Here is a 13286-nt window from a genome sequence, read left to right on the forward strand (position 1 = left end):
CCGCCGACGCCGTGCCGATGGTTCACTATCCGTGACGGAGGAGCACTCGTGACCGCCAGCGCCGGCTCGCCCGTGGCGCCGACGGCCCTCGTGGTCGACGGCGCCAGCGTGGCGGCCCAGACCCCTGACGCGCCCCGCCTGGCCCCGCTCGGGGCCCTGGTGATGTCGCTGCGCGCCCGGTACCCGGCGGTACCGCTCGACGTGGTGGTCACCGCCGGCCTGCGCGACGAGCTGGCGCCCTCGGACCGGGCCCGCCTCGACCAGCTGGTCGACGCCGGGGCGGTGGAGGTGATCCCGGCTCACCCGCTGGGCGGCGAGGACGCGATCCTGCTCGCCCGCGCCCGGGACCGCGACGCCAGCCTCGTGAGCACGCACCCCTTCGCGTCGTACCGGGAAGCCCACCCCTGGCTCGACGACCCCGGCCGCCTCCTGGTGGTGGACGGCGACACCCCGGGTCCCGCCCCGGCTCCCCCGGCTCCCCCGGCTCCCCCAGCTCCCCCGGGGCCGCCGCCCCGGGCCCCGGGCACCCTGGCCGCCCGCTTCGCCCCGGCCGGCGCGCGTGCGACCACCGCTGCCGTCGCCACCCCCGCCCTCGCCGAAGCCGCGCCCGCCGCCGCGCCCACCCCGGCCGCGCTCACCGAAACCGCCCCCACCGAGGACGTGCCCACCGCGGCCGAGCGGGACGAGGGGGCGCACCCGCCCGCTCCCCGCCACGTGCGGATCATGGCCGGGGTCGGCAGGGGCCTGATCCTCGCTGGCGTGCTCGTGGTGCTGTTCGTCGTCTACCAGCTGTGGGGCACCAGCCTCCAGACCGCCCGGGCCCAGGACCGCCTGGGGCGCCAGCTCGACGAGCAGCTCGCCGACCGTGCGACGCCGCCGCCGGTGGGGACCGGGTCGACCACCACCACCGCGCCCGTCGCCCCACCCGTGCCCGAAGCCGGCGAGGCCCTCGCCCGCGTCGAGATCCCGAGGATCGGCGTGGACTGGGTGGTCGTCGAGGGGGTGTCGGTCGAGGACCTGAAGAAGGGCCCCGGCCACTATCCCGGCACCCCCCTGCCGGGCCAGGTGGGAAACGCTGCCATCGCCGGCCACCGGACCACCTACGGTGCCCCGTTCTTCCGGGTCGACGAGCTGGCCGCCGGCGACGAGATCCTGCTGACGACCGTCCAGGGCACGTTCCGCTACCTCGTCACCGAGAACTTCATCGTCGCCCCGGACCAGATCGAGGTGCTCGACCCGACGCCGACGGCCACACTCACCCTGACGTCGTGCGACCCCCGCTACAGCGCCCGGCAGCGGATCATCGTGAAGGCCGCCCTCGCACCCGAGGCGGAGCCGGCCCCCTCGCCCGCCACCACCGCCCCGCCCGCCGCCGACGGCGGTCCCACCTCCAACCAGGCCGTGGGCGCCCAGGGCTTCGGCGGCGGGCTGGGCGGCGACAGCTCCGCGACCCTGCCCGCGATCCTGTGGGGCCTGCTCACGGCCGGTGTCGGCGTGGGCATCTGGTACGCCGCCCGGCGGTGGCGGCGCTGGCCCGCCTACCTGCTCGGCGCGCCGGTGTTCCTGGTCGTGCTCTACTTCTTCTTCGAGAACGTCGCCCGGCTCCTCCCGGCGAACGTCTGACGGCCGACCAGCGGGAGACCCGTTGCCAGAGTCCATGGGCGAGACGATCGTCCGGAACCTCCCCAAGAAGACGGGCCACACCCTCGACGAGTGGATCGAGCTGCTCGACATGGAGGCGCCCGCCGGCCGCCACCAGCGGATCGAGTGGCTGTCGACCGAGCACGGGCTGGGGCCCTTCACCGCGGCGGTGATCGTCGAGCGAGCCGAGCGCGTCACGAACGGCGACGGTGTCGCGGCAGAGGCGCCCACCGTGGAGGCGGTGATCGCAGCCCAGTACGCCGGGCTCCGGGAGAAGCTCCGGCCCATCCTCGACCGGCTCGTCGCCGCGGCCGAGGACCTCGGTGACGACGTGGCCGTGAGCCCACGCCAGACCTACGTCACGCTGAGCCGCACCCGCGTCTTCGCCATCGTCCAGCCCTCGACGCGCCACCGGGTCGACCTGGGCCTGGCCCTCGCCGGGCACCCGTACACCGACCGGCTGCGCCCGGCCGGCAGCCTCGGCAGCGAGCGGATCACCCACAAGGTGGGCCTCACCTCGGCCGCCGGCGTCGACGAGGACGTGCTGGCCTGGCTCGCCGAGGCCTACAAGACCAGCGACGCCGACTGACGGCCGCCTTCGGGCGCCTGGTGCGTGCGTGTCCGCTGAGCGACCATGCACGCTCCAACCGGGCGGCTGGGTCCTAGCGACCCTCGAACCGCGGGGCCCGCTTCTCCCGGAAGGCGGCCACGCCCTCCTCCTTGTCGGCGCTCGACCACGCCGTCGTGATCGCCGCCGACAGCTCCGGGTCGGGCTCGCCCGGCGCGCTCAGGCGCTCGAGGGCCAGCTTGTGCCCGGCCACGGTGAGCGGCGCGTACCCGGTGATCTCGTCGGCCCAGGCCAGCGCCTCGGCCAGGCCACCCGGTCGCTGCACCAGCCCGAGGCGCAGCGCGTCGGCACCCGACAGCACCTCGGCCGCGAGCAGCATCGCCCGGGCCGGGGCGTGCCCGGCGAACAGCGAGAGGCGCTGCACGGTCCACTGGTCGACCATCAGCCCGAGCCGGGCCGCAGGGATCCCGAAGCGGGCGTCGGCGGTGGCCACCCGGAGGTCGCAGGCGACGGCCAGCTGGGTGCCGGCGCCGAGGGCGGGGCCCTCCACCGCGGCGATGGTGGCGCACGGAAGCCGACCGAAGCCGGTGAGCACGCCGCGGAGCACCGCGGCGAAGGCCTCGTCCTCCACCCCGGTCAGGTCGGCCCCGGCGCAGAACACGCCGTGGGCACCGGTGAGCACCACCGCCCGCGCCTCGCCCCGGGTGGCCTGGTCGAGGGCCGCGCCCAGCCGGTCGAGGGTGTCGTGGTCGAGGGCGTTGCGCCGCTCGGGCCGGTCGAGGGTGATCAGCAGCACCCGGTCGCCCGGACCGCGCCACTGGGTGTGGACCACGGGCGCGATCAGCCCTCGGCCGGCTGGATCACGGCGACCACGTCACCCTCCTGCACCTGGTCGTCGGGCTGCACGCGCAGCTCGGCGACGGTGCCGGCGAGCGGGGCCAGCACCGGGATCTCCATCTTCATCGACTCGAGGATGACGAGCTCGTCGCCCTCGTCGACGACCGCCCCCACCTCGGTGCGGACCTGCCACACGTTGGCGGCGATCTCGGCTCGGACCTGGGCCACGGCCCCTCCCTGGACGCTCGGACGAACGGGCCGGAACCCTAACCGCTACCCTCCGCGGGTCCGCCAGGGGGAGGTGCCGCATGGAGCTCATCGGGAAGCGGGTGCTGGTCACCGGGGCGTCGCGGGGCATCGGCGAGGCCACCGCCCGCCGGTTCGCGGCGGTCGGCGCCACCGTGGCGCTGGCGGCCCGCTCGGCCGACGCCATCGCCGCCCTGGCCGCCGAGTTCGGCGGCACCGCCCACCCGGTCGACCTCGCCGAACCCGCCCAGGTCGACGGCTTCGTGGCCCGGGTGGAGCGGGAGGCCGGCGGCCCGGTCGACGTGCTGGTGAACAACGCCGGCGTGGAGCTGACCGGGCCGTTCACCGCCACGGCTCCCGACGACATCCAGCGGCTCTACCAGCTGAACCTCGTCACCCCGGTGCAGCTGTGCCACCAGGCCATCCCCCGCATGACCGAGCGGGGCGGCGGGCGCATCGTGAACGTGTCGTCGGCCGCGGCCAGCGTGGCCACCGCCGGCATCGTCGCCTACGCCTCCAGCAAGGCCGGCCTGTCCTCGTTCGCCCGCGCCCTCGACCTCGAGCTGCTGGGCACGCCCGTGAAGACCGTCCTGGTCGAGATCGGCTTCGTGCCCACCGAGATGGTCGACCAGCTCGAGGGCTACGAGCCCAGCCGGCGGGCACGCGAGCGCCTGGGCCGGCTCCGCCTGTCGGTCGACATCCCCGTCGTCAAGGTGGCCGACGCCATCGTCGCGGCCGTGATCGCCGACCGGCGACGGGTCCGGCTCCCCCTGCGGGCCGCCGTCTGGCCGGCCTGGATGGAGGTGCCGCAGCGGGCCGCCGACCTGTTCCTGCACGGCGTGCCCCGTCGCCCTACCACCTGACCGTCGCTCAGCGTGCGATCGGGGCGACGACCGCGCCGGCGAGGCGCACCAGGTCGGCCGGCGCCAGCTCGACCTCCAGGCCCCGGCGCCCCCCGCTCACGAACACCGTGGGGTGATCGAGGGCCGACGCGTCGACCACCGCCGGCAGCCGGCGGCGCTGGCCCAGCGGGCTGATGCCGCCCACCACGTAGCCGGTGGCCCGCTCGGCCCGCTCCGGCCCGGCCAGCTCGGCCCGCTTGCCACCCGCGGCGGCCGCCAGCGCCTTCAGGTCGAGCGACCGGTCGACGGGCACGACGCCCAGGGTGGGGCGGCCGTCCACCTCGGCGACGAGGGTCTTGAGCACGCGGGCCGGGTCGACCCCCATCGCGGCGGCTGCGGCCATCCCGTGGCCCACCGGGCCCCGACCGGCGCCTGCCGCGGGGACCTCGTGGAGCGTGTGGGGCACGCCGGCGCGCCGGGCCGCGTCGGTGGCCGGGGTCCCTCTGCCTGCCACCGCCTCGGCTCAGACGGGGAGCACGCCGTGCTTGCGCCAGGGTCGGTCGAGGGTCTTGGTGGCCGACACCTGCAAGCCGCGCCAGATCGCCAGCCGGGTGTCGGCCGGGTCGATCACGTCGTCGACCTGGGCCCAGCCGGCCGCGATGTACGGGTCGATTGTCGAGCGGATCTGCTCGGCCAGCTCGAGCCGTCTGGCCGTGCGCTGCTGCTCGTCGGGCATCGCTTCCAGGGCCTTGCGGTGGATGATGTTCACCGCGCCGTCCGGCCCCATCACCGAGATCTCGGCGGTGGGCCAGATGGCGACGTAGTCGGCCTCGTACGCGGTGCCGTTCATCACGAAGTAGCCGGCGCCGTAGGCCTTCCGCAGCACGATCGTGACCTTGGGGACCGTGGCCTCGGAGATGGCGTACAGCATCTTGGCCCCGTGGCGGATGATGCCCTGCTTCTCCACGGCCGATCCCACGATGAAGCCGGGGACGTCCTGCAGGAACACGAGCGGGATGCCGAACGCGTCGCACAGCCACACGAAGCGCGCCGCCTTGTCGGCCGAGTTCACGTCGAGCGCACCGCCGAGCACCATCGGCTGGCTCCCCACGATGCCCACCGGCTGCCCGCCGACGCGGGCCAGCCCGGTCACCACGTTGCGAGCCCACGACGGCTTCATCGGGAAGAACTCGCCGTCGTCGACGACGGCCCGGATCACCTTGTTCATGTCGTACGCCCGCCGGGGAGCGGTCGGCACGATGTCGTAGAGCTCCTCCACCCGGCGGTCCACCGGGTCGCTGGTGGGCCTGACGGGCGGTGCCTCCCGGTTGTGGCTCGGGAAGAAGCCGAGGTAGGCGCGAACGGTGGCCAGGCACTCGTGGTCGTCGGCCACCTCGAGGTCGGCCACACCGCTCACCCTGGTGTGCACGTCGGAGCCGCCCATCTCCTCCTCGGAGACGTCCTCGCCGGTGGCGGCCTTCACCAGGTGCCGGCCGCCCAGGGCCATCGAGCTGGTGCCCTTCACCATGGGGATGAAGTCGGCCAGGGCAGGGATGTAGGCGGTGCCGGCCGAGCAGTGGCCGAGCATGGCGGCCACCTGGGGGACCACCCCGCTCATCACCACCTGCTCGCGGAAGAGGGCGCCGGCCTGGGCGAAGGTGGAGCCCACCGCGGTCTGGATGCGGGCGCCGGCCGAGTCGAGGAGCCACACGATCGGGATCCGCTGGCGGAGGGCCAGCTCGCGCATGCGCGCGGTCTTGTGCTCCCCCACCGCGCCCATCGAGCCGGCCATCACCGTGAAGTCGTAGGCGCACACGGCCACCCGCCGGCCGTCGATCCGCCCGACGCCGGCCACCATGCCGTCGGCGGCCAGGTAGCCCTTGTCGGCCAGGGCGGGGTCCATCGAGTCGGCCAGCTGGCCGTACTCCACGAACGAACCGGGGTCGAGGAGCAGGTCGATGCGCTCGCGCACCGGCAGCTTGCCCATCTCCCGCTGGCGGGCGACCCGCTCGGGGCCACCCATGCCCGTCGCCCGCTCCCGGCGCGACGCGAGGTCGTCGACGAGCGGCTTCCACTCGTGGAGCTCGGGGTGCTGCTGGGTCATCGGGCTACCTCCCCTTCCACACCGGGCTGCGCTTCTCGGCGAAGGCCGCGATGCCCTCGGCCGCGTCCTCCGTCTGGCTCGTCACCGTGAGCATCGGGTGGAGCAGGCGCAGCGCGTCCTCGGCCGCCTGGTCCCAGACCGCGTAGAACGAGTCGCGGCCGAGCTTCACGATCGCCGGCGACTTGGCGGCGAGGGTGCCGGCCAGCTCGCCCGTCGCCGCGTCGAGCTCGTCGACGGGCACGACCCGGGTCACGAACCCGATCCGCTCGGCCTCCTCGGCATCCACGCGCCGGCCCGTCAGCATCAGCTCGAGCGCCCTCTTCGGCGGCATCGAGCGCACGAGGGGCACCGTGATCATGTAGGGCCACAGCCCCACGTCGATCTCGGGCGTGCCGAACACCGCGTCGCGGGCCGCGATCACGAGGTCGCAGGCGAGCGCCAGGCCGAACCCACCGGCCAGGGCGTAGCCCTGCACCCGGGCGATGGTCGGCTTGCCCAGCTCCCACAGGTCGCGGAAGAGGCGGGCCAGCTCGCCCCGGGCGTCGTGGAGCTGCGCGTAGCCGGCGCCCTCGGCCATCCCGCTGAGGTCGGCGCCGGCGCAGAAGGCCCGGTCGCCGGCGCCGGTGAGGACCACCACCCGCACCTCGGGGTCGGCCTTGGCCTGCGCCAGCGCGCGGCGCAGCTCGCTCATCACCGTCCACGACAGGGCGTTGCGGCGCTCGGGACGGTTGATCGTGACGGTGGCGACGTGGTCGAACACCCGGTACAGCAGCTGGTCGAACTCCCCCCCGGTCATGGGCGCACGGTACCCGAGCCCGTGCCCGGTACGGTCCCCGATCGATGGCGACGGTGGCGATCGTGTCGTTCCGGTTGGGGCACACCGACGGCGTCTCGATCGTCGCAGCCCACTGGCAGCGCTCGCTCGAGCAGCTCGGCTTCACGGCGGTGACCGTCGCCGGCGAGGGCGGGGTCGACCGCACCGTGCCCGGCCTGGCCCTCGGGGCCCCGGTCCCGCCCACCGCCGGCGAGGTCGCCGCGGCCCTCGCCGACGCCGACCTCGTGGTCGTCGAGAACGTCCTCACGATCCCCATGAACCTGCCCGCGTCCCGCGTGCTCGCCGGGGTGCTGCGCGGGCGGCCGGCGATCCTCCACCACCACGACCCGCCCTGGCAGCGGGAGCGCTTCGCCCACGTCACCGAGCTGCCACCCGACGACCCGGCGTGGCGCCACGTCACCATCAACGAGCTCACCCGCCGGCAGCTCGCCGGCCGGGGCATCCGGGCCACCACCGTGTACAACGGGTTCGACGTCCACGAGCCGCCCGGCGACCGGGCGGCCACGCGCCGGGCGCTCGGCGTCGGCGAGCACGAGCCGCTCCTCCTGCACCCGGTGCGGGCCATCGCCCGCAAGAACGTGCCCGGCGCGCTGGCCCTCGCCGAGGCGGTCGGGGGCGTGTACTGGCTCCTCGGCCCGGCCGAGGAGGGCTACGGCCCCGAGCTGGCCCGCCACCTGGGAGCGGCCCGGTGCCGGGTGCTGCGAGGCCTCGGCGACCGCCCGCTGGCCGACGCCTACGCGGCCTGCGACGCGGTGCTGTTCCCCTCGACGTGGGAGGGGTTCGGCAACCCGCCGATCGAGGCCGCCATCCACCGCCGCCAGGCCGTGGTGGGCACCTACCCGATCGCGGCCGAGGTGCTGGCGCTCGGGTTCCGCTTCCTCCCCGACGCCGACCCCGCGCCGCTGGCCGCGTGGCTGGCGCACCCCGACCCGGTGCTCCTCGACGAGCACCGCCGACTGGCGGTCCGCCACTTCTCGCTCGAGCGGGTGACGGCGAACCTGGAGCTGCTCCTCGACGAGGCAGGATGGCTGCCGTGAGCGATCCGTCGGCCGACCCGGTGCGCGCCCAGCGCGCCCGGATGGCCAGCCTGGCGTCGTACGGCCAGCGCATCGGCTACCTGCTGTTCGGCGTGGCCGTCACCGTGTTCGTGCTGGGTTTCATCGTCGGCTTCACCTCGGCGCTCGTCACCGTGATCGTCGCGAGCCTGGTGGTGGGCTCGGTGATCCTCGCCCCCGCCATCGTGGTGGGCTACGCGGCCAGGGCGGCCGAGCGCGAGGACCGCGAGCGGGGCCTGTAGCGCGGCGACCGCACGGCCCGCCCGCCCGGGATCACGTGGGACGACCCCGGGGAGCCCACCGGTACGTCGTCCACCCCTCCACGGGAGCGGCCCCGAGCGATCGGTAGAAGCCGCTCGCCGGTTCGTTCCAGTCGAGCACGGCCCACTCCGTCCGGCCGTCGGTGCGCGCCCGCAGCGCCTCGAGCAGCGCCCGGCCGTGCCCCGCGCCGCGGTGGTCGGGCCGCACGAAGAGGTCCTCGAGCCAGATGCCGGGCCGGCCCAGGAACGTGGAGAAGGTGCGGAACCAGAGGGCGAAGCCGACCACGTCGCCGCGGCTGTCGTCGGTCGCCAGCAGCACCCGGGCCGCGGGCTCGGGCCCGAACAGGTGTCGGGCGACCTCGCCGGCCTCGAGCGCGACCTCGTGCTCGAGGCGCTCGTACGCGGCCAGCTCGCGGATGAGCGACACGATCTCGGCCAGGTCGTCGGGTCGGGCGTCGCGGATCGCCATGACCCCCGACGCTACGGGCCCCCTTCGGCTTGCCTGCACCGACGCGACCGGCGCACGGTCACCCGGGCGCGCGGAGCACCAGGTAGAGGAACGCCGCGATGCGCGGCACGATGGCGTCGGCGTACACCTGGTAGAGGCCGTGGCCGGCCCCCTCGAAGCTCACCAGGTCGGCCACCAGGCCCGCCGCCCCGGCCCGGGCGACCGTGCCGACGGCCAGCCGGTACGGCACCGTGGCGTCGGCCGTGCCGTGGAACAGCAGCACCGGCGGGTCGCCCGGGCCGATGGAGCCCACGTCGGTGGCCGTGCCCGAGATGGAGACGGCCGCCTGCACCGCCGACGACACCCCGGGCGTTCCGCTGTCGCCCGGGTCGTGGGACCGGTAGGCCACGTTGAGCGCCGTGATGGCCCCGGCCGACGACCCCCCGACGGCGATCCGGTCGGGGTCGACGCGCAACCCGGCGGCGTGGGCCCGCACCCAGCGCACCGCGGCCTGGGCGTCGTGCTGCGCGTCGAGCACGGCCCGCCCGCAGGTGGGGGTGGGTGCCGCGAACGCGCACGACCCGCCCTGCAGCAGCCGGTAGTCGATCGAGGCGGTGACGTAGCCCTTCCGCGCGAACCTGAGCGCCAGGTCGACCGTGTTCGGGTTGGTGCGGGTGCCGGCCGTGAACCCGCCGCCGTGCACCCAGACGATCGCCGGGCGGGCCGCAGCGGTGTCGCCGGCCGGCTGGTACAGGTCGAGCACGAGGTCGACCGGCCGGCCCGACTGCTCCACGGCCCGGCCGTACACGATCCCGCGGCTCACCTCGACGTCGGCGAAGGCGTCGTCCCAGTAGCGACAGCCGGTGACGGTGACGGTGCCGGCCACGGCCGCGAGGAGGAGCAGGGCGCCGGCGACGAGACGCGGTGTCCGCACGGGCCCAGTCTGCCCCCTGCCATGATCCCCCTGATGGCCGATGCTGAGGGGCATCTCAGGAGCGGCGACCACGTCCGGCGGAACCGCGAGGCGTGGGACGGCTACGCCGCCGGCTACGCGGCCGCGGGTGAGCGGGCCTGGGCGGCCGGCGAGCCCACCTGGGGCATCTTCGGCTCCCCGGAGAGCGAGGTGGGGCTCCTGCCCGAGCGGCTCGACGGCCTCCGGGCGGTGGAGCTCGGCTGCGGCACCGCCTACGTGTCGGCGTGGCTGGCCCGCCGTGGGGCCCGAACCGTCGGCCTCGACGGCTCGTCGGCCCAGCTGGCCACGGCGGCGCGCCTGCAGGCCCGGCACGGTCTGCGCTTCCCGCTCGTGCACGCCGACGCCGAGCGGGCGCCGCTGCGGGGCGGCTCGTTCGACCTCGCGGTCTCCGAGTACGGCGCCGCCATCTGGTGCGACCCCTACCGCTGGATCCCCGAGGCGGCCCGGCTGCTCCGGCCGGGCGGCCGCCTCGCCTTCCTCGGCAACGCCAGCCTGCTGATGCTGTGCGTCCCCGACGAGGACGGCGCCGCCGCGGAGACGTGGCTGCGCCGGCCCCAGCGCGGCATGCACCGCTTCGAGTGGCCCGATGACCCGGCCGTCGAGTTCCACCTGAGCCACGGCGACATGCTCCGGCTGCTGCGGGCCAGCGGCTTCGAGGTGGAGGACCTGGTCGAGGTGTACCCACCCGAGGGCGCCACGACGCGCTACCCCTTCGTCACCCGGGAGTGGGCCGAGCAGTGGCCGTGCGAGGAGGTCTGGAAGGCCCGCAAGCGAGGCTGACCCCGCTCCGGCGGCCGGCCACGTAGGGTCGCCGCCCATGGCCACGACCCTGTTCGAGGACGCCGCCCTGCTCGACGTGGAGGCCGGTGCGCTGCGGCCCGGCTCCTGGGTGCTGGTCGACGGCGAGCGCATCGTCGACGTGGCCGACGGCCCCCTCCGCGGCGGACCGGAGCCCCGGCTCCGGGTGGCCTGCCGGGGCCGCACCCTGCTGCCCGGGCTCATCGACGCCCACGTGCACGTGGGCCTCAGCACCCTCGACATCGGCGCCATGGCGAGGCGACCCGTCACCCTGGTGGCCAACGAGGCGGGGGCCGAGCTCCAGGCGACCCTCCGCCGGGGCTACACCACGGTGCGTGACGCCGGCGGGGCCGATCACGGCCTGGCCCGCGCCGTCGAGCTGGGCGTGATCCGGGGCCCGCGCCTGTTCTTCTCGGGCCGGGTGCTGTCCCAGACCGGCGGGCACGGCGACTTCCGACCGTACGACGACGCGCCCCGGCTGTGCGGCTGCGAGATCCACTCCAGCTCGTTCTCGCACGTCGTCGACGGCGTCGACAGCGTGAGGCGGGCGGCCCGGGAGGAGCTGCGACGGGGCGCGACCCAGATCAAGGTGATGGCGTCGGGCGGGGTGGCGTCGCCGTCCGACCCGATCTGGGTGCTCCAGTACTCCGAGGGCGAGCTGCGGGCCGCGGTCGAGGAGGCCGAGGCGTGGCGCACCTACGTGATGGCCCACGCCTACACCCCGGGCGCCATCGCCCGGGCGGTGCACGCCGGCGTGCGGTCGATCGAGCACGGGAACCTGCTCGACGACGCCACCGCGGCGCTGATGGCCGAGTGGGGCGCCTTCCTGGTGCCCACGCTCGTCACCTACGAGAAGCTGGCCGAGCTGGGCGCGGCCCTCGGCTTCCCGGCCGTCGGCCTGGCCAAGCTCGACGACGTCCTCGAGCAGGGACTGGGCTCGCTCGAGGTCGCCTCGCGCGCCGGCGTGCCCATCGGCTTCGGCACCGACCTGCTCGGCGAGACCCGGCGCTACCAGAGCGACGAGCTCCTCATCCGGGCCCGGGTGCAGACCCCGGCCGACGTGCTGCGCTCGGCGACGCTGGTGAACGCCGCCCTCCTCCAGCGCGACGGCGAGCTGGGGGTCATCCGCGCCGGCGCCCTCGCCGACCTGCTGCTGGTCGACGGCGACCCGCTCCGCGACCTGGGCGTGCTCGCCGGCGAGCGACCCCGGATCGACCTGGTGATGAAGGGCGGGGCGGTGGCTGCGGGCTCCCCGACCTGAGCCGCACCGCGGGGACCCGGGCGGTGTGCCACCATGCGAGCGTTCGCCGACCCACCCAGGGGGTTCCCATGGTCAAGGCCGCCGTCTGCACCGGCATCGACGCACCGCTCGAGATCCGCGACGACATCGAGATCGCCGCACCCGGCCCCGGAGAGGTGCGGGTGCGGATGGTCGCCTCGGGCGTGTGCCACTCCGACCTGTCCGTCAACAACGGGACGATCCCGCTGCCGATGCCGGTGGTGCTCGGCCACGAGGGCGCCGGCATCGTCGAGGAGATCGGCCCGGGCGTCACCAGGGTCGCCGTGGGCGACCACATCGTGGTGTCGTGGGTGCCCCAGTGCGGCCAGTGCTACTTCTGCACCCGCGGCGAGGGCTACCTGTGCGACCTGGCCGCCGCCGCCATGACCGGTGGGATGGTCGACGGCACCACGCGCTTCACGTCGGGCGGCCTCCCGCTGTTCCAGATGGCCATGGCCGGCACGTTCGCCGACACGGCGATCATCCCCGAGGTGAGCGCGGTCAAGATCCCCGACGACATCTCCCTCGACGCCGCCGCCCTCATCGGCTGCGGCGTGCTCACCGGCGTCGGCGCCGCCCTGAACACCGCCGACATCCGCCAGGGCGACACGGTGGCCGTGATCGGCTGCGGCGGGGTCGGCCTCAACGTGATCCAGGGCGCCAAGATCGCCGGCGCCGGCGAGATCATCGCGATCGACATGGTGCCGTCGAAGCTCGAGCTGGCCGAGCAGTTCGGCGCGACGAAGACCGTCAACGCCAAGGAGGTCGACCCGGTGTCGGCGGTGATGGACCTCACGGGCCAGCGGGGCGCCGACGTGAGCTTCGAGGTGATCGGCCTGGGCCCCACCATGGAGCAGGCCATCAACATGATCCGCAAGGGCGGCGAGGCCGTGATCGTGGGCGTGCCCCGGCTCGACGTGGTGCTCAGCCTCCCGGCCGCCTTCTCGCTGGTGTACACGGCCAAGACCATCAAGGGCTGCTGGTACGGCTCGTCCAACGTCCACACCGACGTGCCCAAGCTGATCGAGTACTACCGCACGGGCCAGCTGAAGCTCGACGAGCTGATCTCCCGCCGCATCGCCGTCGGCGAGGTGAACGACGCCTTCGAGGCCATGAAGGCGGGCGAGGTGGCCCGCTCCGTGATCCAGCACACCCACTGATCCGGGCGCCGGAGGGAGCCCCTCCGGTCGTGTCGATGCCGGCCGCAGGGCCGGCATCGGCGCGTCCGGGCGTAACCTCGACGGCAAGGAGGAGGTCGATGGCGATCGACGGCACGACCGGCCGGCCGGCGGGCGACGGAGGCGCGGTGCGGCTCCTCGACGAGATCCCCGACATGGTCGTGCACTTCAGCCCCGCGGGCGGATCACGTTCGCCAACGCGGCCGCCCGGGCGGTGCTCGA

The 13286-nt window shown here is 74.9% G+C and carries 15 protein-coding genes; 8 read left to right on the plus strand and 7 right to left on the minus strand.

All coding sequences use genetic code 11. The features are described 5' to 3' along the window. Window positions 1-48: 48 nt before the first annotated feature. Window positions 49-1623 (plus strand): class E sortase, encoded by a 1575-nt coding sequence (locus IPM45_07145; protein MBK9179343.1) that lies wholly within the window; start codon window positions 49-51, stop codon window positions 1621-1623. Between the two features lie 34 nt (window positions 1624-1657). After that, a complete protein-coding gene (locus IPM45_07150; GenBank protein MBK9179344.1) occupies window positions 1658-2230 on the plus strand; it encodes a DUF4287 domain-containing protein in 573 nt (190 codons plus the stop codon). Between the two features lie 73 nt (window positions 2231-2303). Here IPM45_07150 and IPM45_07155 read toward each other — a convergent pair whose 3' ends face one another. Both IPM45_07155 and IPM45_07160 read right to left on the minus strand, forming a co-directional pair. Continuing rightward, window positions 2304-3053 carry an enoyl-CoA hydratase gene (locus IPM45_07155; GenBank protein MBK9179345.1) on the minus strand — a complete coding sequence of 250 codons (750 nt, stop codon included), beginning with the start codon at window positions 3051-3053 and terminating at the stop codon, window positions 2304-2306. Continuing rightward, window positions 3050-3274, minus strand: coding sequence for a biotin/lipoyl-binding carrier protein (locus IPM45_07160; protein MBK9179346.1), 225 nt, complete (start codon window positions 3272-3274; stop codon window positions 3050-3052). Before IPM45_07160 ends, IPM45_07155 begins: the two co-directional genes overlap by 4 nt. Before the next feature lie 80 nt (window positions 3275-3354). Here IPM45_07160 and IPM45_07165 point away from each other — a divergent pair, with 80 nt between their 5' ends. Beyond that, on the plus strand, window positions 3355-4155 hold the full coding sequence (locus tag IPM45_07165; protein MBK9179347.1) for an SDR family oxidoreductase: 801 nt from the start codon (window positions 3355-3357) through the stop codon (window positions 4153-4155). Between the two features lie 7 nt (window positions 4156-4162). Here IPM45_07165 and IPM45_07170 read toward each other — a convergent pair whose 3' ends face one another. From IPM45_07170 to IPM45_07180, 3 genes are read right to left on the minus strand one after another with little or no spacing between them, the layout of a single operon-like run. Beyond that, complete coding sequence (locus IPM45_07170) at window positions 4163-4648, minus strand: aminoacyl-tRNA deacylase (protein MBK9179348.1); 486 nt, start codon at window positions 4646-4648, stop codon at window positions 4163-4165. Window positions 4649-4657: 9 nt separating this feature from the next. After that, window positions 4658-6238, minus strand: coding sequence for an acyl-CoA carboxylase subunit beta (locus tag IPM45_07175; GenBank protein ID MBK9179349.1), 1581 nt, complete (start codon window positions 6236-6238; stop codon window positions 4658-4660). Between the two features lie 4 nt (window positions 6239-6242). Continuing rightward, window positions 6243-7034 (minus strand): enoyl-CoA hydratase/isomerase family protein, encoded by a 792-nt coding sequence (locus IPM45_07180; protein MBK9179350.1) that lies wholly within the window; start codon window positions 7032-7034, stop codon window positions 6243-6245. A gap of 44 nt (window positions 7035-7078) precedes the next feature. On the opposite strand from IPM45_07180, the gene IPM45_07185 reads away from it, so the two are divergent. Both IPM45_07185 and IPM45_07190 read left to right on the plus strand, forming a co-directional pair. Beyond that, on the plus strand, window positions 7079-8110 hold the full coding sequence (locus tag IPM45_07185) for a glycosyltransferase family 4 protein (GenBank protein ID MBK9179351.1): 1032 nt from the start codon (window positions 7079-7081) through the stop codon (window positions 8108-8110). Then, window positions 8107-8370 (plus strand): hypothetical protein, encoded by a 264-nt coding sequence (locus IPM45_07190; protein MBK9179352.1) that lies wholly within the window; start codon window positions 8107-8109, stop codon window positions 8368-8370. Before IPM45_07185 ends, IPM45_07190 begins: the two co-directional genes overlap by 4 nt. A gap of 31 nt (window positions 8371-8401) precedes the next feature. Here IPM45_07190 and IPM45_07195 read toward each other — a convergent pair whose 3' ends face one another. Beyond that, the gene (locus tag IPM45_07195) at window positions 8402-8857 is read right to left on the minus strand and encodes a GNAT family N-acetyltransferase (protein ID MBK9179353.1); all 456 of its coding nucleotides are present in this window, start codon (window positions 8855-8857) and stop codon (window positions 8402-8404) included. Window positions 8858-8915: 58 nt separating this feature from the next. After that, window positions 8916-9770: an alpha/beta hydrolase gene (locus IPM45_07200; GenBank protein ID MBK9179354.1), complete on the minus strand. Its 855-nt coding sequence runs from the start codon at window positions 9768-9770 to the stop codon at window positions 8916-8918. A 33-nt stretch (window positions 9771-9803) separates the two neighbouring features. Between IPM45_07200 and IPM45_07205 the strand changes: the two genes are divergently transcribed. The 3 genes from IPM45_07205 to IPM45_07215 all read left to right on the plus strand — a co-directional run bounded on the left by IPM45_07205 (window position 9804) and on the right by IPM45_07215 (window position 13046). Further along, entirely contained in the window at window positions 9804-10589 is a 786-nt protein-coding gene (locus IPM45_07205) for a methyltransferase domain-containing protein (GenBank protein MBK9179355.1), read from the plus strand. A gap of 37 nt (window positions 10590-10626) precedes the next feature. Next, a complete protein-coding gene (locus IPM45_07210; GenBank protein MBK9179356.1) occupies window positions 10627-11868 on the plus strand; it encodes an amidohydrolase family protein in 1242 nt (413 codons plus the stop codon). Between the two features lie 68 nt (window positions 11869-11936). After that, window positions 11937-13046: a Zn-dependent alcohol dehydrogenase gene (locus IPM45_07215; protein ID MBK9179357.1), complete on the plus strand. Its 1110-nt coding sequence runs from the start codon at window positions 11937-11939 to the stop codon at window positions 13044-13046. Window positions 13047-13286 lie beyond the last annotated feature (240 nt).

The sequence above is a fragment of the Acidimicrobiales bacterium genome (assembly GCA_016716005.1).
Classification (GTDB): Bacteria; Actinomycetota; Acidimicrobiia; order Acidimicrobiales; family JADJXE01; genus JADJXE01.

Bases quoted from the DNA above. Each gene is read 5' to 3' on its own strand.
- IPM45_07165 (MBK9179347.1), top strand. From the start codon at position 3,355: ATGGAGCTCATCGGGAAGCGGGTGCTGGTCACCGGGGCGTCGCGGGGC.
- IPM45_07150 (MBK9179344.1), top strand. From the start codon at position 1,658: ATGGGCGAGACGATCGTCCGGAACCTCCCCAAGAAGACGGGCCACACC.
- IPM45_07175 (MBK9179349.1), bottom strand. From the start codon at position 6,238: ATGACCCAGCAGCACCCCGAGCTCCACGAGTGGAAGCCGCTCGTCGAC.
- IPM45_07205 (MBK9179355.1), top strand. From the start codon at position 9,804: ATGGCCGATGCTGAGGGGCATCTCAGGAGCGGCGACCACGTCCGGCGG.
- IPM45_07180 (MBK9179350.1), bottom strand. From the start codon at position 7,034: ATGACCGGGGGGGAGTTCGACCAGCTGCTGTACCGGGTGTTCGACCAC.
- IPM45_07215 (MBK9179357.1), top strand. From the start codon at position 11,937: ATGGTCAAGGCCGCCGTCTGCACCGGCATCGACGCACCGCTCGAGATC.
- IPM45_07195 (MBK9179353.1), bottom strand. From the start codon at position 8,857: ATGGCGATCCGCGACGCCCGACCCGACGACCTGGCCGAGATCGTGTCG.
- IPM45_07185 (MBK9179351.1), top strand. From the start codon at position 7,079: ATGGCGACGGTGGCGATCGTGTCGTTCCGGTTGGGGCACACCGACGGC.
- IPM45_07210 (MBK9179356.1), top strand. From the start codon at position 10,627: ATGGCCACGACCCTGTTCGAGGACGCCGCCCTGCTCGACGTGGAGGCC.